The organism is Streptomyces sp. NPDC004752 (assembly GCF_053601275.1).
The window spans coordinates 26,585-48,813 of record NZ_JBSGBN010000072.1 but is presented as its reverse complement, the minus strand read 5'-3'; the positions used below and the strand labels follow the sequence as shown (position 1 = coordinate 48,813).

Below are 22,229 nucleotides of genomic sequence, written 5' to 3'. Positions count from 1 at the left end.
CCCGGGCGATTAGCTCAGTGGGAGAGCGCTTCGTTCACACCGAAGAGGTCACTGGTTCGAACCCAGTATCGCCCACCCGGACCGGCGGCCCGTCTGCGACTGAGCAGACGGGCCGCCGTCGTCGTTCTTCAGGCCGCCGCCGGGAGTTCCGGACGCAGCGGCCAGTCCGTGCTCACCGCCTCGTTCGAGCCGCTGCGCGCGAACCACGCCTGAAGACCGCGGGCCTGCGCCGCGTGCCAGGTCGTCTGCAGCGTGTGCAACTCGGCGGGGGACAGGCGATCCAAGCGGGTCGCGAAGCGCCGCCCGAGCGCCCGTACGACGCCCAGCGCGGCCAGCGCGTCCGCGGCGGCGTCGTGCGCGCCCTCCAGCGGCACGCCGTAGTGCGCGCACAGATCGGTCAGCGTCCGGCGGCCCTTGCGATAGCGGTCCAGATGCTTGTCCAGCACTCGCGGATCCAGGACCAGCAGCGGCGCCGACTCGAACCAGGGGCCCAGCGACGAGGCCCGATGGCGGCGCAACTCCCGGTCCAGCAACGTCAGGTCGAACGGCGCGTTCATCACCACGAGCGGCCGGCCCAGCGCCGCGTGCCCCGCCAACTCCTCGGCTATCTCGAACATCACCGGCGCCGGCCAGCGGCCGTTGCGCTGCAGGTGTTCCTCCGTCAGCCCGTGCACCGCCGTCGCCGCCCGCGGCACCGGCACACCCGGGTTCACCAGCCAGCGGGTCACCCGGGGTCGGGTGCCCGGCGCGTCCTGGACGAGGACGGCGGCCGACACGATCCGGTCGGTCTCGACATCCACGCCCGTGGTCTCCGTGTCGAAGGCGGCAAGGGGTCCCTCGTACCAGCACGTCATGCCCACACAACTCCTCGTTCACCCACGGCAGATGACGACCCGTCTTCTGCCTGTTTGGTGATACCCGGGCTGTTTGCGCCGTACGCCGCAAGGACACAACAGGAGTACGGGTCTTTGCAGTTCAGCGGCCCGTCCCGGGAAAACATCTGGCTTGGAAGGCTGTTGGTCATGGCGATAGCGCAGCCCGAGCGGGGCGGGCTGCTGCCCGAACGCACGGGCCCCCATCGCGGCACACTCGCCACCACCGCCTGCATGGAGACATTGCAGGTCGGTTACCTGCACGCGGTCGCCGCCGCCGCGGGCTGCTCGCTGTCCCAGCCGTTCCCGGACAACGGCATCGACTGGCACGTCAGCCACAGCGCCCCCGGACACACCGTCGACGACGAGGTGACCATCAAGGTGCAGCTCAAGTGCACCTACCAGATCGCGCCCAACCCCCCGGGCCGCTTCTTCTCCTTCACCCTCGACAACGACCACCTGCGCAAGCTCGCTCGCACCCCCGTCTCGGTGCACAAGATCCTGGTCGTGATGCTCGTCCCGCGCTCCCAGGACGACTGGCTGCGTGCCAGCCACGACCGGCTCGACCTGCGGCACTGCTGCTACTGGGTGAACCTGGCCGGTCACCCGGTCACCGGCCGGCACCGGACCACCGTGCGCATACCCACGGCGCGGATCTTCGACGACCGGGTGCTGTGCGAGATCATGACGCGGGTCGGGACGGGAGGCAGACCGTGAGGCACCGTCCGACCGACGAGCCCCTGCGGGAGGTCAGGCCGCACCCCGACGACGCCCGGGGGAACCACGGGGTCGAGCCCGCCGGGCTGGACCCGGCCACCGTCGACCCTGCGGTGCTCGGCGCCCTGCTGCACCGGCACGGCTGGCAGCGCCGCGGCGGCGCCGCCGGACGGTACGGCCGCTGGACCCCACCGGGGCCGGGCGGCGGCGGGACCAGCCTGCTCGTGCCCGAGAGCCGGGCCTTCCCCGACAGCGACGACCTGCTCGCCGAAGCCCTCGTCGCGCTGTCCCGCAGCGGTACGCCTTCCGCGCGCGAGGTGCTCGTCGGGCTCGCCGTGCCCAGCGACGAGATCCACTGGTGGCGGGACGTGCCGAGCGGCCCGGCGGGCGCGGCGCCCTGGGCGGTCGAGGAACAACTGCGCGCCGCCGCCCGGCAGATGCTGCTCGCGGGTGCGCTCGCCGGCCGCGGGCGCGCGGGCTACTACGGCGCCCGGCACCGTCGGTCGGCCGCCGCGACGCTGGCGGACGTCCTGGTCGGACCGGCCGCGCACGGCCACCTCACCGCCTTCGTCCCGGTGGGCACCGAACGCGCCCTGTCCGTGCGCCTGCACCAGGCCCTGCACGCCACGCGCGAGGCGATCGACTACCAGCGCGCCACCGGCGGCATGGACGCCTTCGACGCGGCCGTCGAGGCCGGCGTCAGCCGCGAGCTGACCGAGGCGCTGGTGGCCCTCGTCCGCGGCACCGAGGGCGCCCGGATCGCCGTCGCGTGGGCGCCCGCCGCCGCGGTCCCCGAGGACTGCGCGAGCGCCGCCGAGCCCGTCGAGTTCTCGCCCGGCGATCTGCCCGTGCTGCGCGAGGCCGGCGCCCGCTATCTGCGCGACGAACCCTCCGTCCCGGTCCGGGTCACCGGCACCGTGGTCCGCATGCGGCGTTCCGGCCCGCGCGGCGCGGGCACCGTACGGCTGCGGGTGATCGCCGGCGCCGAGGTGCCGCATGTCCGCGTCACCCTGGACGAGGAGGACTACCGCATCGCTGGGCACGCGCACCTCGTCGGGCTGCCGGTGCGGGTGCACGGCCGGCTGGAGAGCCGGGGCGGGTTCCGCCGGCTCACCGGCGCCCTGGGGGTGGTACCGGTGCAGGTGGACGACGCCGAGCGGGACCGTCTGATGAAGTCCCTACAGGAGAACCTCGACTTCTTCGAGGAGGCGTGCAGCGGGGACGACTGCGACTGACCGGGGGCGGCCCCTCACACAGGGCCACCGTTTCGCCGTCGGCGGGCCCCGGTCGGTACGATCCCCTATTGCGCGCGCTCCTGGTACGGCGCCCGCATCCACCAGCAGTCAGGAGAGACCGGTGTCAGACGTCCGTGTGATCGTCCAACGCGAATCCGAGCGGGAAGAGCGCACGGTGACGACGGGCACTACGGCCGCCGAGCTCTTCGCCGGCGAACGCTCGATCATCGCCGCCCGGGTGGCCGGAGAGCTGAAGGACCTCGCCTACGAGGTCGAGGACGGCGAGACCGTCGAGGGCGTCGAGATCTCCTCCGAGGACGGTCTGAACATCCTGCGCCACTCCACCGCGCACGTGATGGCGCAGGCCGTGCAGGAGCTGTTCCCGGAGGCCAAGCTGGGCATCGGCCCGCCCGTCAGGGACGGCTTCTACTACGACTTCGATGTCGAGAAGCCGTTCACGCCCGAGGATCTCAAGGCCATCGAGAAGAAGATGCAGGAGATCCAGAAGCGGGGCCAGCGGTTCTCCCGCCGTGCCGTGACCGACGAGGCCGCCCGCGAGGAGCTGGCCGCCGAGCCGTACAAGCTGGAGCTGATCGGCCTCAAGGGGTCCGCTTCCGCCGACGACGGCGCGGACGTCGAGGTCGGCGCCGGCCAGCTGACGATCTACGACAACCTGGACGCCAAGACCGGCGAGCTGTGCTGGAAGGACCTCTGCCGCGGTCCCCACCTGCCCTCCACCCGGAACATCCCGGCGTTCAAGTTGATGCGCAACGCGGCCGCCTACTGGCGCGGCAGCGAGAAGAACCCCATGCTCCAGCGCATCTACGGCACCGCGTGGCCGTCCAAGGACGAGCTGAAGGCGTACCTCGACTTCCTCGCCGAGGCCGAGAAGCGCGACCACCGCAAGCTGGGCAGCGAACTCGACCTGTTCTCCATCCCCGAGCAGATCGGCTCCGGCCTCGCCGTCTTCCACCCCAAGGGCGGCATCGTCCGCCGGGTGATGGAGGACTACTCGCGGCGCCGCCACGAGGAGGAGGGCTACGAGTTCGTCTACACCCCGCACGCCACCAAGGGGAAGCTCTTCGAGACCTCGGGCCACCTGGACTGGTACGCCGAGGGCATGTACCCGCCCATGCAGCTCGACGAGGGCGTGGACTACTACCTCAAGCCCATGAACTGCCCGATGCACAACCTGATCTTCGACGCGCGCGGCCGTTCCTACCGCGAACTGCCGCTGCGGCTCTTCGAGTTCGGGACCGTGTACCGGTACGAGAAGTCCGGCGTCGTGCACGGCCTGACCCGGGCCCGCGGCTTCACCCAGGACGATGCGCACATCTACTGCACTCGCGAGCAGATGTCCGAGGAACTGGACAAGACGCTCACCTTCGTGCTGCGTCTGCTGCGCGACTACGGTCTGACCGACTTCTACCTGGAGCTGTCCACCAAGGACCCGGAGAAGTTCGTCGGCTCCGACGAGGCTTGGGAGGAGGCGACCGAGACACTGCGCCAGGTCGCCGAGAAGCAGGGCCTGCCGCTCGTGCCGGACCCGGGCGGCGCCGCCTTCTACGGCCCGAAGATCTCCGTCCAGGCCAAGGACGCGATCGGCCGCACCTGGCAGATGTCGACCATTCAGCTCGACTTCAACCTGCCGGAGCGCTTCGACCTGGAGTACACGTCCGCCGACGGCTCCAAGCAGCGCCCGGTCATGATCCACCGCGCGCTCTTCGGCTCCATCGAGCGCTTCTTCGCGGTGCTCCTCGAACACTACGCGGGCGCCTTCCCGGCCTGGCTGGCGCCGGTGCAGGCGGTGGGCATCCCGGTCGGGGACGCGCACGTCGGGTACCTGGAGAAGTTCGCTGCCGCGGCCCGGAGGAAGGGGCTGCGCGTCGAGGTGGACTCCTCCTCGGACCGTATGCAGAAGAAGATCCGGACGGCGCAGAAGCAGAAGGTTCCGTTCATGATCATCGTTGGTGACGACGACATGAACGCGGACACGGTGTCGTTCCGCTACCGCGACGGCTCGCAGGAGAACGGCATCCCGTTCGACGAGGCCATCGCCAAGATCGTGAAGGTCGTGGAGGAGCGGGCACAGGTCTGAGCCGGCCCATGCGGCGGCCCCCGAGGAGGTTCAGCTCCTCGGGGGCCGCGCGTCGTCCTCGCGCGAGAAGACCTGAAGCATCCACGACGAGAACGACCCGGTGACCGCGCCGAGCAGGGCGAGACCGCCGGCCATCATGCCCACCGCGATCGTCCGGCCGAGCCGGGTCACCGGGACGATGTCCCCGTAGCCCACGGTGCTCAGCGTCGAGCAGGTCCACCACAGGGCGTCCCCGAACGTCCGCATGGTCGCGTCGGGCGCCCCACGCTCCTGCTGGTAGACGGCGAGCGCGCCGGAGAAGCCGAGGAGTACGGCGGACAGACCCGCGTACACGATCACACGCGCGTGCAGCGCCAGCCGGGGCCGGCCGTGCCGGTGCTGCAGGGCCTCGTAGAGGCGGACCACGCGCAGCGGGCGCAGCAACGGCAGGAGCAGCACCAGCGTGTCCAGCCAGTGCGTCCGTGCGAAGCGCAGCCGCTGACCGCTCAACCGCCACCGCACCGCGTAGTCCACGGCGAACAGTGCCCAGGCCGCGAAGAGCGCGGCCTGGCACAGGGCCCGCCACCCGGCGCCGACGCCGGGCCCCAGCACCAGGACCGCGTACGCGGCGAGGAAGACCAGCGACGTCACGGCGAGCGGCAGCTCCGCGCGGCGTTCCCAGCGATCTGGGGGACTGTCGTCGTACACCGGCCCAGCTTCGCCCGGGAGCCGGTTGCCGCAACCCCGACGACACGCCGCGAACGGGCGAAGCCATATGCTGCGTAGCATGACGAGTGAGCCGGAGCAGCAGATCGGAGTGGGGACGCAGGACGCGTTCCAGCGCCTGTGGACGCCCCACCGGATGGCCTACATCCAGGGCGAGAACAAGCCGACCGGTCCGGGGGCCGACGACGGCTGCCCCTTCTGCTCGATCCCGGCCAAGTCCGACGAGGACGGACTGATCGTCCGGCGCGGCGAGCATGTGTACGCGGTGCTCAACCTGTACCCGTACAACGGCGGCCACTTGATGACCGTGCCCTACCGGCATGTCGCCGACTACACCGATCTGACCGGGCCGGAGACCACGGAGCTGGCCGAGCTGACCAAGCAGGCGATGACGGCACTGCGCACCGCGTCCGGCGCCCAGGGCTTCAACATCGGCATGAACCAGGGCACCGTCGCGGGCGCCGGTATCGCCGCCCACCTCCACCAGCACATCGTGCCCCGCTGGGGCGGCGACACGAACTTCATGCCGGTGGTCGGTCACACCAGGGTGCTGCCGCAGCTGCTGGCGGATACGCGCACGATGCTGGCGCAGGCGTGGCCGACGCCGTGAGACGCCGGCCCGCGGGTGCTACGCGTCGTACAGATCGGCCTTCCGCGGCGACGGGTCCTGCACGTTCGAGCTGAGGAACGAAGAACGGGCGCCGAACTTGTCCGTGTCCACGCCGTGCTCCTTCAGCACCCGGATCGCCGCGGTGTGCACCACCCGCAGTACCGGCGCGGCGGCACGCAGCGCGTCGTCGGCCATGAACCGGTGCCGCCACGGCTTGTCCGTCCACACGTGCCGCAGGCCGAACGGCTCGGGCAGGCCCAGCGAGCCGCCCAGCCAGTTCAGCAGCGGCGGATACCAGGTGAGCGGCGCCCGCGCCGCGAGCCGCACCACCTCGTCGGTGCCGACCAGCGGCAGCTTGATCGACCGGGTCTCCCACGGCTTGAAGGACTTGGTGACCTGCTTCGTCGGCGCCGACGGCTTCGAGGTGAACAGCCCGTGCACCGGCCCCAGCGCGTGCCCCGTCACCTCGATGCGCAGCGTCTGGTGCAGCACGGTGACCGTGATCAGCATGTTGATGATCAACTGCCCGTCCCACAGCGTCCATTGCACGCCCAGGTAGTGCCGGTTGCCGCTGCCGAACTGCTGCTTGTTGCAGATCTCCTGTATCGCGTGCGGCTTGACCTGGAACGCCTCGACATCCGCACCGTCCGGACGGGACACCGCCTTCGCGTTCTCCCCGATCGGCGTGACGATCCAGTGGCGTATGGACGGTTTGGGGAAGCCACCGGTGTTCAGCGGGCCGCGCTCCAGCATCGCCAACTGGTCGTGGATCGCGCGGATGACGTCCCAGCTGCGGAACGGGTGGATCTCCCGGGTGGGGTCGGCGGGCAGCAGGTCCTCGGCGAGCTGCCAGCTGCCCCAGCGCGTGCCCATGCCGAGTATGCCCTTGGGCCCGGCGTAGAACACCGAGTTGGACTGCTGCTCGGCGCTGAGCCGGGCCAGGGACTGGCGCAGCTGCTCCGCGGCCGTCTCGCCCGGGCTGCTCGGCACGGCCTCGGGGACCTTGGCGCCGATGCTGGTGCCGGAGAGCAGGCCGTCCCACCGGGCCCGCAGGTCCTTCGCCGCGCGCTCGCAGATCCGCCGGGCCCAGAACCAGCCGAACACCGGCAGGACGACCGACGCGCGTGCGTACCAGGCCCAGAACCCGGTGAACGGCATCCGGATCAGGAAGATCAGGGCGATCGCGCCCACCGCGACGAGCAGGGCTGTGGCGAGCGCCCCGGCACGCTTGGCGTCGCGCTTGGCCATGTACGTACGCAGCTGGAAGACGAGCAGCCACAGCAGCAGCCCGGGCAGCACCAGCAGGCCGCACAGCACCATCACGGTACTGAGCTGGTTGTCACGGGTGCGGCGGATGTTGTTGGCCGCCAGGCAGTGCTCCACGACGACCTGCGGCTCGGAACCGAAGGACTGGATCAGCGGCTTGCGCCCGGAGCCGAGCATGCGGTCGACCACGGCCCGTGAGAACGCCTCGCCCAGGTTCGGCTTGAACAGGGCCACCCGGCCGGACTTGACGGCGGACTGATGCCAGTCGTTGTCGGCCTTCTTGATCTCCTCCAACGCGCTGTCCCGGTAGGCGGCCGAGGCCAGCGCCAAGGTCGCCGCCTGACTTCCGTCCCCTGCGATGGGTACCTGTGGCCCGTCCCACTCGGTTCCAATCGACATGCCCGCCCCCGATCGCCGCCGGTGTCGCTCCTGCGGCCTTCCCGACTTCCTTGCTCCGCACACCTGTTGAACAGGTCGTCGTGCCGATGCGGCACAACGTGATCAGGTGATCAGCGTATCCGCAGCCACCGACATCCGTCTCCGGACGGCCAAAGCTGCTCTCATGGTTCGTTCGCCTCCGGGAGCGCTCGCGACCGCCCGCACGGAAGCAACCGCTCCGTTCGGGCCGGCCGCGAGCTCCTGAACAGGCCGTCTACGAGGCTTCCTTCACCTGCGCGCGGATCTTCTCGGCGATCTGGACCGGCATCGGCTCGTGCCGGGCGTACGCGCGGCCGAAGCGGGCCGTGCCGTGCGAGAGGGAGCGCAGGTCGACCGCGTACCGGCCGATCTCGAACTCGGGCACCTCGGCCCGCACGAGCGTCCGGCCCGTGCCCACCTGTTCGGTGCCCAGCACCCGCCCGCGCCGCCCCGACAGGTCGCTCATCACGGCGCCCACATAGTCGTCGCCGACCAGGATGCTCACCTCGGCCACCGGCTCCAGCAGATGGATCGTCGCGTCCGCCGCGGCCTCCCGCAGCGCCAGCGCGGCCGCCGTCTGGAAGGCGGCGTCGGAGGAGTCCACCGAGTGCGCCTTGCCGTCCAGCAGCGTGATCCGCACGTCGACGAGCGGATACCCGGCGGCAACTCCCTTGGCGGCCTGGGCCCTTACGCCCTTCTCCACCGACGGGATGAACTGCCGCGGCACGGCACCGCCGACCACCTTGTCCACGAACTCGATGCCCGAGCCGCCCGGCAGCGGCTCGACCTCGATCTCGCAGATGGCGTACTGCCCGTGCCCGCCGGACTGTTTCACATGACGCCCGCGCCCGGCGGCCCGGACCGCGAACGTCTCCCGGAGGGACACCTTGTGCGGCACCACGTCGACCTGGACGCCGTACCGGCTGCGCAGCCGCTCCAGGGCGACGTCCGCGTGCGCCTCGCCCAGACACCACAGCACCACCTGGTGCGTGTCCTGGTTCTGCTCCAGGCGCATCGTCGGGTCCTCGGCGACCAGCCTGCCCAGGCCCTGGGAGAGCTTGTCCTCGTCCGGCTTGCTGTGCGCCTGGATCGCGAGCGGCAGCAGCGGGTCGGGCATCTGCCACGGCTCCATGAGCAGCGGGTCGTCCTTGGCCGAGAGCGTGTCCCCGGTCTCGGCCCGGCCCAGCTTCGCCACGCACGCCAGATCGCCGGCGACGGCGTGCGTCACCGGCCGCTGCTGCTTGCCGAACGGGGTGGACAGGGCGCCGATCCGCTCGTCGACGTCGTGGTCCTCGTGACCGCGGTCGGCAAGACCGTGCCCGGAGACATGCACCGTCTCCTCGGGGCGCAGCGTGCCGGAGAAGATGCGGACCAGGGAGACCCGGCCGACATAGGGGTCGGAGGAGGTCTTCACGACCTCGGCGACCAGCGGCCCGTCGGGATCGCACGGCTGCAGCACGCGCGGTCTGCCGTCGATCGTGGTGACCTCCGGCACCGTGTGCTCCGGCGGGGTCGGGAAGCCGCGCGTGACCAGATCCAGCAGCTCGACCGTGCCGAGCCCCTGGCGGGCCCCCTCGGCGGCGGGCGCGGCGGCCAGCACCGGGAAGAACGCCCCGCGCGCCACGGCCCGCTCCAGGTCCTCGATCAGCGTCTTGACGTCGACCTGCTCACCGCCGAGATAGCGGTCCATCAGGGTCTCGTCCTCGCTCTCGGAGATGATCCCCTCGATCAGCCGGTTGCGGGCGTCCTCGATCTGCGGGAGCAGGTCGGGGCCCGGTTGGGACTCCTCGCGCTCCCCGGACGAGTAGTCGAACAGCTGCCGTGACAGCAGTCCGATCAGCCCGGTCACGGGCGCGTGCCCGTCGGCGGCCCGCGGCCCGTGCAGCGGCAGATACAGCGGGAGCACGGCATCCGGGTCGTCTCCGCCGAACGCCGCCGCGCACACGCGCGTCATCTCCTCGAAGTCCGCGCGGGCCGCCTCCACATGGGTGATGACGATGGCCCGCGGCATGCCGACGGCCGCGCACTCCTCCCACACCATCCGGGTCGAGCCGTCCACGCCGTCCGAGGCCGACACCACGAAGAGGGCCGCGTCCGCGGCACGCAGACCGGCCCGCAGCTCTCCGACGAAGTCGGCGTACCCGGGGGTGTCCAAGAGGTTGATCTTGAAACCGTCCCATTCGACGGGCACCAGCGAGAGCTGTACGGAGCGCTGCTGCCGGTGCTCGATCTCGTCGTAGTCGGAGACGGTGCCGCCGTCCTCCACACGGCCCGCCCGGTTCACCGCTCCCGCGGTCAGCGCGAGAGCCTCCACCAAGGTGGTCTTGCCCGATCCGGAGTGGCCGACCAGCACCACATTCCGTACGGACGCGGGGTGGTCGGCCGCCGTAGCCCTGCCGGCGGCCCCAGGGTGTGTGTTCGCCTTGTCGCCCATGGCCTAGCCTCCCGTGCACGGTGAGGTCACAGTGGGCGCGGGGTCCCGGCATCCTCCCTCGGACTGCGTCCGGGGGTGCCCCCAGCAGTGGCGGCTCCGGCGACGCCCGCGGTTATTCGAGCTTTCCACTCCCGTCACGGTGCGTCCATACAAGCGACGTGATCGCGACGCCCGCCGTGGGTTGCGCCCCGTCCACCCGATCTCCGCGGGTCCGGGTGCCCGGACGTTGCGCACGCGCGCGCGTGGCTACGATGGGCCAGCCGGCAGCCACCAGGGGCCGCGCGGCGACACCGACCGTCGGGAAGTCCATGCTGAACAAGTACGCGCGTGCTTTCTTCACGCGTGTCCTCACACCGTTCGCCGCGTTTCTCATCCGCCGGGGCGTCAGTCCCGACACGGTGACGCTCATCGGCACGGCCGGAGTGGCCGCGGGCGCACTGGTCTTCTACCCCCGGGGCGAGTTCTTCTGGGGCACGGTCGTGATCACGCTCTTCGTCTTCTCCGACCTGGTCGACGGCAACATGGCCCGCCAGTTGGGCCGCTCCAGCCGTTGGGGCGCCTTCCTGGACTCCACCCTGGACCGGGTGGCCGACGGCGCGGTCTTCGGCGGATTCGCCCTGTGGTACGCGGGCAACGGGGACAACAATGGGCTGTGTGCCGTGTCCATCTTCTGCCTGGCCAGCGGCCAGGTGGTGTCCTACACCAAGGCGCGCGGCGAGTCGATCGGCCTGCCGGTGGCCGTCAACGGCCTCGTCGAGCGTGCCGAACGGCTGGTGATCTCGCTGGTCGCGGCGGGCCTCGCGGGCTTCCACAAGTTCGGCGTGCCGGGCATCCAGTGGCTGTTGCCGATCGCCCTGTGGATCGTCGCCGTCGGCAGCCTGGTCACCCTGGTCCAGCGCGTTGTCACGGTCCGCCGGGAGTCCGCCGAGGCGGAGGCGGCGGCGGGCCACCGCAACGAGTCCCAGGGGAGCGAGGCGGCCAAGTGAGCGCCCGTGAGCGCCTGACCGACGCCCTGTACGGAATCGGCTGGAGCGCCGTGAAGACGCTCCCCGAGCCGGTCGCCGTGCGGCTCGGCCGCACCATCGCCGACCTCGCCTGGAAGCGGCGCGGCAAGGGCGTACGGCGGCTGGAGAGCAACTACGCGCGCGTGGTGCCCGACGCGACCCCGGAGCGCCTCGCCGAACTCTCGCGGGCGGGCATGCGCTCGTACCTGCGCTACTGGATGGAGTCCTTCCGGCTGCCCGCCTGGAGCCCCGAGCGGATCAGGACCGGCTTCGAGCCCAAGGGCGTCCACCACCTGACCGACGGCCTGGCCTCCGGCCGGGGCGTCGTCCTCGCCCTGCCGCACCTGGCCAACTGGGACCTCGCGGGCGCCTGGGTCACCACCGAACTGCGCACCTCCTTCACCACCGTCGCCGAACGCCTGAAGCCGGAGACGCTCTACGACCGTTTCGTCGCCTACCGCGAGGGGCTCGGCATGGAGGTCCTGCCGCACAACGGCGGCTCCGCGTTCGGCACCCTGGCCCGGCGGCTGCGCGACGGCGGCCTGGTCTGCCTGGTCGCCGACCGCGACCTGTCCGCCTCCGGTGTGCGGGTCGGCTTCTTCGGCGAGCAGGCGCGGATGCCCGCGGGCCCGGCCCTGCTCGCCCAGCAGACGGGCGCGCTGCTCCTGCCCGTGACGCTCTGGTACGACGACTCCCCGGTCATGCAAGGCCAAATCCATCCCCCCATCGAGGTACCCGAGACAGGTACGCGGGCCGAAAAGACGTCTGTCATGACACAGGCGCTGGCCGACGCCTTCGCCTCGGGGATCGCCGAGCATCCGGAGGACTGGCACATGCTGCAGCGCCTGTGGCTCGCTGATCTGGACCCGCCGGAGGGAACCTCGTGAGGATCGGCATCGTCTGCCCGTACTCCTGGGACGTGCCGGGCGGCGTCCAGTTCCACATCCGGGACCTGGCCGAGTACTTCATCGGCCTCGGCCACCAGGTCTCCGTCCTCGCGCCCGCCGACGACGACACCCCGCTGCCGCCCTACGTCGTCTCGGCCGGCCGCGCGGTGCCCGTGCCCTACAACGGCTCGGTGGCCCGCCTGAACTTCGGTTTCCTCTCGGCCGCCCGAGTACGCCGGTGGCTGCACGACGGCGCCTTCGACGTGGTGCACATCCACGAGCCGACGTCGCCGTCGCTGGGCCTGCTGACCTGCTGGGCGGCACAGGGCCCCATCGTGGCCACCTTCCACACCTCCAACCCCCGCTCACGCGCGATGATCGCCGCGTACTCGATTTTGCAGGCCGCGCTGGAGAAGATCAGCGCGCGCATCGCGGTGAGCGAGTACGCCCGGCGCACGCTGGTCGAGCACCTGGGCGGGGACGCGGTGGTGATCCCCAACGGCGTCGACGTCGACTTCTTCGCCCACGCCGAGCCGAAGCCCGAGTGGCAGGGGGACACGATCGGCTTCGTCGGCCGCATCGACGAGCCGCGTAAGGGCCTGCCGGTGCTGATGAAAGCCCTGCCGAAGATCCTCGCCGCGCGACCGGGGACCCGGCTGCTGGTGGCCGGCCGCGGCGACGAGGAGGAGGCCGTCGAGACGCTCCCCGCCGAGCTGCGCTCCCGGGTCGAGTTCCTCGGCATGATCAGCGACGCGGACAAGGCGCGTTTCCTGCGCAGCATCGACCTGTATGTGGCGCCCAACACCGGCGGTGAGAGCTTCGGCATCATCCTGGTCGAGGCGATGTCGGCGGGCGCCCCCGTCCTCGCCTCCGACCTGGACGCCTTCGCCCAGGTACTGGACCAGGGAGCGGCCGGGGAACTGTTCGCCAACGAGGACGCCGACGCGCTCGCCGCCGCGGCGGTCCGCCTGCTCGCCGACCCGGTGCGCCGCAGCGAACTGCGTGACCGTGGCAGCGCTCATGTGCGCCGTTTTGACTGGTCCACGGTCGGGGCGGACATTCTGTCCGTCTACGAGACGGTGACGACGGGCACGGCAGCGGTGGCGACGGACGAACGCGCTTCGGGCCTACGCGCCCGCTTCGGCCTGGCCCGGGACCGGGATTGATCCGGGCGGATCGCGAGGCGACGGTGGGCGTGGTGTCGCGGCGGCGCGCCCGCGTCGGCTCGACTCGGGGCTGTGACTGAGCCTGGCGGTTCGCGAGTCGGTGGCCGTGGTCAGCCTGTCCGGCGTCTGCGGACGAGGCCACTCGGACCGAAGTGGGGGTCCGCGCTTGCCGACCGGTGCGCCGCAGTGAACCGCGCGGCCGTGGCAGTGCTCATGTGCGCCGTTTTGACTGGTCCACCGTCGGGGCGGACATCTTGTCCACCTCTACGACGGGACGACGGGCACGGCAGCGGTGGCAGCAGACGAACGGGTTTCGGACCTGCGCGCCCGCTTCGGCCTCGTCCGGGACCGTGACTGAGCCTGCCGGTTGGGGTGTGGGCGGGGTGGCTGGTTCGTCCGGGTCTGGGCTCGGGACCGTGGCTTGGCCCGGCGGTTCGAGAGGCGCTGACCATATTCAGCCCGTCCGGCGTTTGAGGACGAGGCCGCTTGGGCCGAAGCGGGGGTCCGGGGGCGGCAGCCCCCGGTGACGCTGCCTTCAGCCCGGGCAACCTACCCCAACCCCGGCCCCGCCCGACCCAGCGGAGCGCCCCGGTAGCCTTGCCCGCCGTGACCGCAACCCTCATCTGGATCCTCGTCGTTCTGGTCGCCGTCGGCCTCTACCTGAGCTGGACGGCCGGCCGCCTCGACCGGCTGCACTCCCGGATCGACGCGACCCGCGCCGCCCTCGACGCCCAGCTGCTGCGCCGGGCCTCGGTGGCCCAGGAGTTGGCGACCTCCGGAGTGCTGGACCCGGCCGCCTCGATGGTGCTGTACGAGGCCGCGCACGCCGCCAGACAGGCCGAGGAGGAGCAGCGGGAGGTCGCCGAGAGCGAGCTGAGCCAGGCGTTGCGCGCCGTCTTCGCGGAGCCCCAGCAGGTCGAGGAGGTCCGCGGGGCACCCGGCGGCGAGTCGGCCGCCCACGAGCTGACAGAGGCGGTGCGCAGGGTGCCGATGGCCCGCCGTTTCCACAACGACGCCGTGGGGGCGGCCCGCAGGCTGCGCGAGCACCGCAAGGTCCGCTGGTTCCGGCTGGCCGGTCACGCGCCCTTCCCGCTGGCCTTCGAGATGGACGACGAGCCGCCCGCGGCCCTCGTGGACCGGTCCGCCTGAGCGCTCCGCCGGAATTGCCGCGCTGTGCCGTCGGTAGTCTGCGGCACCATCGTGGCCGGTCGCTCCCCCGAGCTCTCGGCTCCGCTCGAACAGGGGGGACCCCACCGAGGCGGAGCCGCATATCGATACAGCCCCGGGCCCCTTCAGGGCGCTGTCGCACCGTAACGGGCTTCGCCGGACCTGCTTGGCCGAGCCGCACCAGCGGGCGGCCCGGCGGGCAAAAGGATCCACCGACTTGCCATTGGCCCTTGCTGTGGACTGGTCCATTCACGTTTTCTCAGTGCGGCAGAAACCTTCTTCCATCGAGTGAGGTCACCCGTGTCCAGCACGCTTCCGGAAAACCAGGCCCCCGAGACCGGCACCGCCCGCGTGAAGCGCGGCATGGCCGAACAGCTCAAGGGCGGCGTGATCATGGACGTCGTCACGCCGGAGCAGGCGAAGATCGCCGAGGACGCGGGCGCCGTCGCCGTCATGGCCCTGGAACGGGTCCCGGCCGACATCCGCAAGGACGGCGGCGTGGCCCGTATGTCCGACCCGGACATGATCGACGGCATCATCGGCGCCGTATCGATCCCCGTGATGGCCAAGTCCCGCATCGGCCACTTCGTCGAGGCCCAGGTGCTGCAATCCCTCGGCGTGGACTACATCGACGAGTCCGAGGTCCTCACTCCGGCCGACGAGGTCAACCACTCCGACAAGTGGGCCTTCACCACGCCGTTCGTGTGCGGCGCCACCAACCTGGGCGAGGCGCTGCGCCGCATCGCCGAGGGCGCCGCGATGATCCGCTCCAAGGGCGAGGCCGGCACCGGCAACGTCGTCGAGGCCGTCCGCCATCTGCGCCAGATCAAGAACGAGATCGCCCGGCTGCGCGGGTACGACAACCACGAGCTGTACGCCGCCGCCAAGGAGCTGCGCGCCCCGTACGAGCTGGTCAAGGAGGTCGCCGAACTCGGCAAGCTCCCGGTCGTGCTGTTCTCCGCCGGCGGTGTCGCCACTCCGGCCGACGCCGCTCTGATGCGCCAGCTCGGCGCCGAGGGCGTCTTCGTCGGCTCCGGCATCTTCAAGTCCGGCGACCCGGCCAAGCGCGCCGCCGCCATCGTGAAGGCCACCACCTTCTACGACGACCCGAAGATCATCGCGGAAGCGTCCCGCAACCTCGGCGAGGCCATGGTCGGCATCAACTGCGACACCCTTCCCGAGACCGAGCGCTACGCAAACCGCGGCTGGTAACCCATGAGCACTCCTGTCGTCGGCGTCCTGGCCCTCCAGGGCGACGTACGGGAACACCTCGTTGCCCTGGCCGCGGCCGACGCCGTGGCCAGGCCGGTGCGGCGCCCCGAGGAACTCGCCGCGGTGGACGGGCTCGTCCTGCCCGGCGGCGAGTCCACGACCATCTCCAAGCTCGCCGTCCTCTTCGGGCTGATGGACCCGCTCCGCGCGCGCGTGCGGGACGGCATGCCCGTGTACGGCACCTGCGCCGGCATGATCATGCTCGCCGACAAGATCCTCGACCCGCGCTCGGGTCAGGAGACGGTCGGCGGGATCGACATGATCGTGCGGCGCAACGCCTTCGGGCGGCAGAACGAGTCCTTCGAGGCGGCGGTCGCCGTCGCGGGGATCGCGGGCGATCCTGTAGAGGGCGTCTTCATCCGGGCCCCCTGGGTCGAGTCCGTCGGCGCGGCGGCCGAGGTGCTCGCCGAGCACGACGGCCACATCGTCGCGGTCCGACAGGGCAACGCGCTCGCCACGTCGTTCCACCCGGAACTGACCGGCGACCACCGCGTGCACGCCCTGTTCGTCGACATGGTGCACGCGAGCCGGGCGGCGGAGTCCTTGTAGGATCTCTGGCGTTCGTTGCAGAGATGGGTTACGCGAAGGAGACAGGCAGATGTCCGGCCACTCTAAATGGGCCACGACGAAGCACAAGAAGGCCGTGATCGACGCCAAGCGCGGCAAGCTCTTCGCGAAGCTGATCAAGAACATCGAGGTCGCGGCGCGGATGGGCGGTGTCGACCTCGACGGCAACCCGACGCTCTACGACGCCGTCCAGAAGGCGAAGAAGCAGTCGGTCCCGAACAAGAACATCGACTCCGCGATCAAGCGCGGCGGTGGCCTTGAGGCGGGCGGCGCCGAGTACGAGACGATCATGTACGAGGGCTACGGCCCCAACGGCGTCGCGGTGCTCATCGAGTGCCTCACCGACAACCGCAACCGCGCCGCCTCCGACGTCCGCGTCGCCATGACCCGCAACGGCGGCTCCATGGCCGACCCGGGCTCGGTGTCGTACCTGTTCAACCGCAAGGGCGTCGTCATCGTCCCCAAGGACGAACTCTCCGAGGACGACGTGCTCGGTGCCGTCCTGGACGCGGGCGCCGAGGAGGTCAACGACCTCGGCGAGTCCTTCGAGGTGCTCAGCGAGGCCACCGACCTGGTCGCGGTCCGCACCGCCCTACAGGACGCCGGGATCGACTACGACTCGGCCGAGGCCAACTTCGTCCCGACCATGCAGGTCGAGCTGGACGAGGAGGGCGCCAAGAAGATCTTCAAGCTGATCGATGCGCTGGAGGACAGCGACGACGTGCAGAACGTCTTCGCCAACTTCGACGTCAGCGACGAGGTCATGGAGAAGGTCGACGCGTAACACCGCGACGCACTGCACGGGCGCACGGGCCGACGGGACACACCCGTCGGCCCGTCCCTTTGCGGGGCGTTGTCGGTGGCACCCGATAGCCTGCACAAACAGCAGATCGAACGGAGGGGCGCGTGCGCGTGCTGGGGGTGGACCCGGGGCTGACCCGCTGCGGAATCGGGGTGGTCGAGGGCGTCGCGGGGCGCCCGCTCACGATGCTCGGCGTCGGCGTCGTCCGCACCCCCGCGGACGCGGAGCCGGCCCACCGGCTGGTCGCCGTGGAGCAGGGCATCGAGGCATGGCTCGACGAGCACCGTCCCGAGTACGTCGCCGTGGAGCGCGTCTTCAGCCAGCACAACGTGCGCACCGTGATGGGCACGGCCCAGGCCAGCGCCGTCGCCATGCTCTGCGCGGCCCGCCGGGGCATTCCGGTCGCCCTGCACACCCCCAGCGAGGTCAAGGCCGCCGTCACCGGCACCGGCCGCGCCGACAAGGCGCAGGTCGGCGCCATGGTCACCCGGCTGCTGCGGCTCGATGCGCCCCCGAAGCCCGCCGACGCGGCCGACGCCCTCGCCCTGGCCATCTGCCACATCTGGCGCGCTCCCGCGCAGAACCGACTCCAGCAGGCCGTGGCCCTGCACGCAGCCAAAGCACCGAAAGGCCGTACGGCATGATCGCCTTCGTGAGCGGCACGGTCGCCGCACTCGCTCCCGACACCGCCGTCGTCGAGGTGGGCGGTGTCGGCATGGCCGTCCAGTGCACGCCGAACACCCTCTCCACCCTCCGCATGGGACAGCCCGCCAAGCTGGCCACCTCCCTCGTGGTGCGCGAGGACTCGCTGACCCTGTACGGCTTCGTGGACGACGACGAGCGCCAGGTCTTCGAGCTGCTCCAGACCGCCAGCGGCGTCGGCCCCCGCCTCGCCCAGTCCATGCTGGCCGTCCACACCCCCGACGCGCTGCGCCGGGCGGTCTCCACGGGCGACGAGAAGGCGCTCGTCGCCGTCCCCGGCATCGGTAAGAAGGGCGCGCAGAAGCTGCTGCTGGAGCTGAAGGACCGGCTCGGCGCCCCGGTCGGCGCCCCGGCCGTCGGCGCCCCGGTCACCCAGGGCTGGAGCGACCAGTTGCACGCCGCCCTGATCGGCCTCGGGTACGCGACCCGCGAGGCCGACGAGGCGGTCGCCGCCGTGACCCCGCAGGCCGAGGCGGCCGGCGGCGCCCCGCAGGTCGGACAGCTGCTGAAGGCCGCCCTCCAGACCCTCAACCGCGCCCGCTGATCACCTGCGCCACGCAGCTAGGAGACCTCAGTGAACTGGGACGACACGACCGACACCCCCGCTCCCGAGGGGCTCGCCGGCCCCGAGCGGCTGGTGGGCTCTGTCGCCGACGGCGAGGACCAGGCCGTCGAGGCCGCCCTGCGCCCCAAGGACCTGGGCGAGTTCATCGGTCAGGAGAAGGTCCGGGAGCAGCTCGACCTCGTCCTGCGGGCCGCACGCGCGCGCGGCGCCACCGCCGACCATGTGCTGCTCTCCGGCGCCCCCGGCCTGGGCAAGACCACCCTGTCGATGATCATCGCGGCGGAGATGGGCGCCCCGATCCGCATCACGAGCGGCCCCGCCATCCAGCACGCCGGCGACCTCGCCGCGATCCTCTCCTCCCTCCAGGAGGGCGAGGTTTTCTTCCTCGACGAGATCCACCGCATGTCCCGGCCCGCCGAGGAGATGCTCTACATGGCGATGGAGGACTTCCGCGTCGACGTCATCGTCGGCAAGGGCCCCGGCGCCACCGCCATCCCGCTCGAACTGCCCCCGTTCACCCTGGTCGGCGCCACCACGCGCGCGGGCCTGCTGCCGCCCCCGCTGCGGGACCGCTTCGGCTTCACCGCCCACATGGAGTTCTACGAGCCCGCCGAGCTGGAGCGCGTCGTGCACCGCTCGGCCCGGCTGCTCGACGTCGAGATCGAGTCCGAGGGCGCCGCCGAGATCGCCGGCCGCTCGCGCGGCACGCCCCGCATCGCCAACCGTCTGCTGCGCCGCGTCCGGGACTACGCGCAGGTCAAGGCCGACGGCCTCATCACACGCGAGATCGCCGGAGCGGCCCTCGCCGTCTACGAGGTCGACGCCCGCGGCCTCGACCGCCTCGACCGCGCCGTCCTGACGGCCCTGCTGAAACTGTTCGGCGGCGGCCCGGTCGGCCTGTCCACCCTGGCCGTCGCCGTGGGGGAGGAGCGCGAGACGGTCGAGGAGGTCGCCGAGCCCTTCCTGGTCCGCGAGGGCCTGCTGGCCCGCACCCCGCGCGGCCGGATCGCCACGCCCGCCGCGTGGGCGCATCTCGGCCTCACTCCGCCCCGCCCGGCGACTGCGGGAAACGGACAACAGAACCTGTTCGGGGCGTGACGGCGAGCGCATTGGCCGGGGCAGGAACCCAGGTGCCATGCTGAGCGTTGTTCCATGCGCGCGGACTCGCCTAGACTCCGCCGATGCCGCCCTCGGGCGGCGCCGTCCACACCCCCAGCCACCAGGCCGCTGTCCGCCGCGGTCGTGCGAAGGAAAACCCGTCCCGTGAATACCTTGACCCTTCTCCCGTTCATCGTGCTCATCGCGGCCATGTTCCTGATGACGCGCTCGGCCAAGAAGAAGCAGCAGCAGGCCAATGACATGCGGAACCAGATGCAGCCCGGTTCCGGCGTCCGCACGATCGGGGGCATGTACGCGACGGTCAAGGAGGTCAACGAGGACACGGTCCTCCTTGACGCCGGTCCGGGCGTCGAACTCCTCTTCGCGAAGAACTCCATCGGCTCCGTCCTCACCGACGACGAGTACAACCGCATCGTGCACGGCATCGAGCACGACCTGAAGTCCGACGCCGACATCGTCCCGGACGACGCCTCCTCCCTCACCGAGGCCGACGGGCCCGCCGACGCTGCCGCCTCCGACCAGGCCGTCGACCTCGGCAAGAAGGACGCGGACGAGGAGCCCGCCGCCGACGCGAAGACGGACGCCGACGCGAAGACGGACGCCGACGCGAAGACGGATGCCGAGCCGAAGACGGACGCTGAGGCGAAGGCGGACGACGAGGCGAAGGCGGACGACGAGGCGAAGGCGGACGACGAGGCGAAGAAGACCGACGGCGGCTCCGACGCGAAGTAGTCACGTCCGGGGGCGCGCGGTTCCGGCTCGCGCGTCCCACGACGTGTGCTTCTCACAGGGGGTCCCGAACCACGTCATGGCCGCCGCCGCCACCCGGCGAGGGGCGGCCCGAGAGGGAGTACGAGAAGGTGGCAGCACCTAAGAAGGGCCGGAGCGCGAGTCCCCAGAGCAGGCCAGGGCGCTCGCTGGCCCTCATCCTGATCGCCATCGTGGCGCTCACCGGCGGTATGTTCGCCTCCGGGCACACCACCCCGCGTCTCGGCATCGACCTTGCCGGCGGTACGAGCATCACGCTTCAGGCGAAGGCCGACCAGGGGTCCGCGATCAACAAGGCCAACATGGACACCGCGGTCGAGATCATGAACCGCCGTGTCAACGGCCTGGGTGTCTCCGAGGCGGAGGTGCAGACCCAGGGGGCGAGCAACATCATCGTCAACATCCCCAAGGGCACCAACTCCGAAGAGGCCCGCCAGCAGGTCGGCACCACCGCGAAGCTGTACTTCCGCCCGGTCCTGGCCAGCGAGCCCAGCGGCTCCGCCGCCTCGCCGAGCGCCTCGCCGAGCGGCTCCTCCAGCGGCGGCGCCTCGCCGTCGCCGTCGAGCAGCGCCTCGGCGGACGAGAAGGCGTCCTCCTCCACGTCACCCTCGGCCTCCGCGACCGCCCAGGGCCGGGCCGTCACCGACGGGCTCAAGGCCGACGCGACTCCGAGCGCGACGGGCTCCGCCAGCCCCTCTGCCAGCCCTTCAGGGAGCGCCGGCACCGACTCCTCCGGCAACAAGCTGGAGGGTGAGTACGCCAAGCTGGACTGCTCCAAGCCGGCCGACCGGGCCACCGCCGGGAAGACGGCCAAGCCCGCCGAGTCGACCGTGGCCTGCGGCGAGAACAGCGGCGCCTGGTACAAGTACCTGCTCGGCCCGGCCGCCGTCGACGGCACCGAGGTCAAGAAGGCGCAGGCGGTCTTCGACACGCAGACCGCGGCCGGCTGGCAGGTCCAGATGAACTTCAACTCCAGCGGAGCGAAGAAGTTCGCCGACATCACCGGCCAGCTCGCCAAGAACTCCTCCCCGCAGAACCAGTTCGGCATCGTCCTCGACGGCGAGGTCGTCTCCAGCCCGTACGTCAGCCAGTCCATCGCCGGCGGTCAGGCGGAGATCTCCGGCAGCTTCACCCAGGAGGAGGCCCAGAGCCTCGCCAACATGCTGTCGTACGGCGCGCTCCCGCTCTCCTTCAAGGAGCAGAGCGTGACCACGGTGACCGCCGCGCTCGGCGGTGAGCAGCTGCACGCCGGTCTGCTCGCCGGCGCGATCGGTCTCGCCCTGGTCGTCATCTACCTGGTGGCCTACTACCGCGGACTGGCGGCCGTGGCCATCGCCTCGCTGCTGGTCTCCGCGGCCCTCACCTACGTGATCATGTCGCTGCTCGGCCCGACGATCGGCTTCGCGCTGAACCTGCCGGCGGTCTGCGGCGCGATCGTCGCGATCGGTATCACCGCGGACTCGTTCATCGTGTTCTTCGAACGCGTCCGGGACGAGATCCGCGAGGGACGCTCGCTGCGTCCCGCCGTCGAACGCGGCTGGCCGCGCGCCCGGCGCACCATCCTGGTCTCCGACTTCGTGTCGTTCCTCGCCGCCGCGGTGCTGTTCGTCGTGACCGTCGGCAAGGTCCAGGGCTTCGCGTTCACGCTGGGTCTGACCACGGTGCTCGACGTCGTCGTCGTCTTCTTCTTCACCAAGCCGCTGATGACCATCCTCGCCCGCCGGAAGTTCTTCGCCCAGGGCCACAAGTGGTCCGGACTCGACCCGAAGAGCCTGGGTGCCAAGCCACCGCTGCGCCGCACCCGCCGTCCCGCCGGTCCTGCCGCCGGCCCTGTCGACCCGAAGGAAGCGTGAGCG

General features: G+C 71.1%; 20 protein-coding genes, 1 tRNA gene and 1 pseudogene. 18 read left to right on the top strand and 4 right to left on the bottom strand.

Translation table 11 applies throughout. The annotated features are described in order from the left end of the window. Positions 1-3 precede the first annotated feature (3 nt). A tRNA-Val gene (locus ACWEKM_RS27305) sits at positions 4-75 on the top strand. Between the two features lie 53 nt (positions 76-128). Here the strand turns inward: ACWEKM_RS27305 and ACWEKM_RS27300 are convergent. Beyond that, positions 129-854 (bottom strand): exonuclease domain-containing protein, encoded by a 726-nt coding sequence (locus tag ACWEKM_RS27300; RefSeq protein WP_451623884.1) that lies wholly within the window; start codon positions 852-854, stop codon positions 129-131. Positions 855-1,022: 168 nt separating this feature from the next. Here ACWEKM_RS27300 and ACWEKM_RS27295 point away from each other — a divergent pair, with 168 nt between their 5' ends. The 3 genes from ACWEKM_RS27295 to thrS all read left to right on the top strand — a co-directional run bounded on the left by ACWEKM_RS27295 (position 1,023) and on the right by thrS (position 4,922). Further along, positions 1,023-1,589 (top strand): DUF4365 domain-containing protein, encoded by a 567-nt coding sequence (locus ACWEKM_RS27295; RefSeq protein ID WP_451623883.1) that lies wholly within the window; start codon positions 1,023-1,025, stop codon positions 1,587-1,589. After that, the gene (locus tag ACWEKM_RS27290; protein WP_451623882.1) at positions 1,586-2,824 is read left to right on the top strand and encodes a hypothetical protein; all 1,239 of its coding nucleotides are present in this window, start codon (positions 1,586-1,588) and stop codon (positions 2,822-2,824) included. Before ACWEKM_RS27295 ends, ACWEKM_RS27290 begins: the two co-directional genes overlap by 4 nt. A 121-nt stretch (positions 2,825-2,945) precedes the next feature. Continuing rightward, positions 2,946-4,922: a threonine--tRNA ligase gene (gene thrS, locus ACWEKM_RS27285; RefSeq protein ID WP_451623881.1), complete on the top strand. Its 1,977-nt coding sequence runs from the start codon at positions 2,946-2,948 to the stop codon at positions 4,920-4,922. Positions 4,923-4,952: 30 nt separating this feature from the next. Here the strand turns inward: thrS and ACWEKM_RS27280 are convergent, their stop codons facing one another. Further along, on the bottom strand, positions 4,953-5,609 hold the full coding sequence (locus tag ACWEKM_RS27280) for a potassium channel family protein (RefSeq protein ID WP_451623880.1): 657 nt from the start codon (positions 5,607-5,609) through the stop codon (positions 4,953-4,955). Positions 5,610-5,676: 67 nt separating this feature from the next. Between ACWEKM_RS27280 and ACWEKM_RS27275 the strand changes: the two genes are divergently transcribed. Continuing rightward, positions 5,677-6,237 carry an HIT family protein gene (locus ACWEKM_RS27275; protein ID WP_451623879.1) on the top strand — a complete coding sequence of 187 codons (561 nt, stop codon included), beginning with the start codon at positions 5,677-5,679 and terminating at the stop codon, positions 6,235-6,237. Between the two features lie 18 nt (positions 6,238-6,255). Here the strand turns inward: ACWEKM_RS27275 and ACWEKM_RS27270 are convergent, their stop codons facing one another. Beyond that, positions 6,256-7,902, bottom strand: a complete 1,647-nt coding sequence (locus tag ACWEKM_RS27270) for a hypothetical protein (RefSeq protein WP_451623878.1) — start codon at positions 7,900-7,902, stop codon at positions 6,256-6,258. 253 nt (positions 7,903-8,155) lie between these two features. Then, positions 8,156-10,354, bottom strand: a complete 2,199-nt coding sequence (locus tag ACWEKM_RS27265; protein WP_451623877.1) for an elongation factor G-like protein EF-G2 — start codon at positions 10,352-10,354, stop codon at positions 8,156-8,158. 251 nt (positions 10,355-10,605) lie between these two features. Between ACWEKM_RS27265 and pgsA the strand changes: the two genes are divergently transcribed. The 13 genes and pseudogenes from pgsA (at position 10,606) to secD (ending at position 22,226) form a co-directional block, all read left to right on the top strand. Beyond that, positions 10,606-11,340 (top strand): phosphatidylinositol phosphate synthase, encoded by a 735-nt coding sequence (pgsA, locus tag ACWEKM_RS27260; protein ID WP_451623876.1) that lies wholly within the window; start codon positions 10,606-10,608, stop codon positions 11,338-11,340. Further along, positions 11,337-12,245: a phosphatidylinositol mannoside acyltransferase gene (locus tag ACWEKM_RS27255; RefSeq protein WP_451623875.1), complete on the top strand. Its 909-nt coding sequence runs from the start codon at positions 11,337-11,339 to the stop codon at positions 12,243-12,245. The genes pgsA and ACWEKM_RS27255 overlap by 4 nt, the downstream gene beginning before the upstream one ends. Next, positions 12,242-13,411 (top strand): glycosyltransferase family 4 protein, encoded by a 1,170-nt coding sequence (locus ACWEKM_RS27250; RefSeq protein WP_451623874.1) that lies wholly within the window; start codon positions 12,242-12,244, stop codon positions 13,409-13,411. The genes ACWEKM_RS27255 and ACWEKM_RS27250 overlap by 4 nt, the downstream gene beginning before the upstream one ends. A 173-nt stretch (positions 13,412-13,584) precedes the next feature. Continuing rightward, positions 13,585-13,769, top strand: a pseudogene (locus ACWEKM_RS27245) (alpha-(1-2)-phosphatidylinositol mannosyltransferase); the annotation flags it as partial. Between the two features lie 248 nt (positions 13,770-14,017). After that, a complete protein-coding gene (locus ACWEKM_RS27240) occupies positions 14,018-14,560 on the top strand; it encodes a hypothetical protein (protein WP_451623873.1) in 543 nt (180 codons plus the stop codon). Positions 14,561-14,878: 318 nt separating this feature from the next. Then, positions 14,879-15,790, top strand: a complete 912-nt coding sequence (gene pdxS / locus ACWEKM_RS27235; protein ID WP_451623872.1) for a pyridoxal 5'-phosphate synthase lyase subunit PdxS — start codon at positions 14,879-14,881, stop codon at positions 15,788-15,790. A gap of 3 nt (positions 15,791-15,793) precedes the next feature. Next, positions 15,794-16,399, top strand: a complete 606-nt coding sequence (gene pdxT, locus ACWEKM_RS27230; protein WP_451623871.1) for a pyridoxal 5'-phosphate synthase glutaminase subunit PdxT — start codon at positions 15,794-15,796, stop codon at positions 16,397-16,399. Positions 16,400-16,448: 49 nt separating this feature from the next. Next, complete coding sequence (locus tag ACWEKM_RS27225; protein ID WP_451623870.1) at positions 16,449-17,201, top strand: YebC/PmpR family DNA-binding transcriptional regulator; 753 nt, start codon at positions 16,449-16,451, stop codon at positions 17,199-17,201. A 122-nt stretch (positions 17,202-17,323) separates the two neighbouring features. Then, on the top strand, positions 17,324-17,863 hold the full coding sequence (gene ruvC, locus ACWEKM_RS27220) for a crossover junction endodeoxyribonuclease RuvC (protein WP_451623869.1): 540 nt from the start codon (positions 17,324-17,326) through the stop codon (positions 17,861-17,863). Continuing rightward, entirely contained in the window at positions 17,860-18,465 is a 606-nt protein-coding gene (gene ruvA / locus ACWEKM_RS27215) for a Holliday junction branch migration protein RuvA (RefSeq protein WP_451623868.1), read from the top strand. Before ruvC ends, ruvA begins: the two co-directional genes overlap by 4 nt. 30 nt (positions 18,466-18,495) lie before the next feature. Further along, positions 18,496-19,584 (top strand): Holliday junction branch migration DNA helicase RuvB, encoded by a 1,089-nt coding sequence (gene ruvB, locus ACWEKM_RS27210; RefSeq protein ID WP_451623867.1) that lies wholly within the window; start codon positions 18,496-18,498, stop codon positions 19,582-19,584. A gap of 165 nt (positions 19,585-19,749) precedes the next feature. After that, complete coding sequence (gene yajC, locus ACWEKM_RS27205; protein ID WP_451623866.1) at positions 19,750-20,337, top strand: preprotein translocase subunit YajC; 588 nt, start codon at positions 19,750-19,752, stop codon at positions 20,335-20,337. Positions 20,338-20,465: 128 nt separating this feature from the next. After that, on the top strand, positions 20,466-22,226 hold the full coding sequence (gene secD / locus ACWEKM_RS27200) for a protein translocase subunit SecD (protein WP_451623865.1): 1,761 nt from the start codon (positions 20,466-20,468) through the stop codon (positions 22,224-22,226). The last annotated feature ends 3 nt before the right edge of the window (positions 22,227-22,229 follow it).

Excerpts from the sequence above, each read along its gene's own strand:
- pdxT (WP_451623871.1), top strand. The coding sequence starts at position 15,794 with ATGAGCACTCCTGTCGTCGGCGTCCTGGCCCTCCAGGGCGACGTACGG.
- ACWEKM_RS27270 (WP_451623878.1), bottom strand. The coding sequence starts at position 7,902 with ATGTCGATTGGAACCGAGTGGGACGGGCCACAGGTACCCATCGCAGGG.
- ACWEKM_RS27265 (WP_451623877.1), bottom strand. The coding sequence starts at position 10,354 with ATGGGCGACAAGGCGAACACACACCCTGGGGCCGCCGGCAGGGCTACG.
- ACWEKM_RS27225 (WP_451623870.1), top strand. The coding sequence starts at position 16,449 with ATGTCCGGCCACTCTAAATGGGCCACGACGAAGCACAAGAAGGCCGTG.
- ACWEKM_RS27275 (WP_451623879.1), top strand. The coding sequence starts at position 5,677 with ATGCTGCGTAGCATGACGAGTGAGCCGGAGCAGCAGATCGGAGTGGGG.
- pgsA (WP_451623876.1), top strand. The coding sequence starts at position 10,606 with ATGGGCCAGCCGGCAGCCACCAGGGGCCGCGCGGCGACACCGACCGTC.
- ACWEKM_RS27300 (WP_451623884.1), bottom strand. The coding sequence starts at position 854 with ATGACGTGCTGGTACGAGGGACCCCTTGCCGCCTTCGACACGGAGACC.
- ACWEKM_RS27295 (WP_451623883.1), top strand. The coding sequence starts at position 1,023 with ATGGCGATAGCGCAGCCCGAGCGGGGCGGGCTGCTGCCCGAACGCACG.
- ruvA (WP_451623868.1), top strand. The coding sequence starts at position 17,860 with ATGATCGCCTTCGTGAGCGGCACGGTCGCCGCACTCGCTCCCGACACC.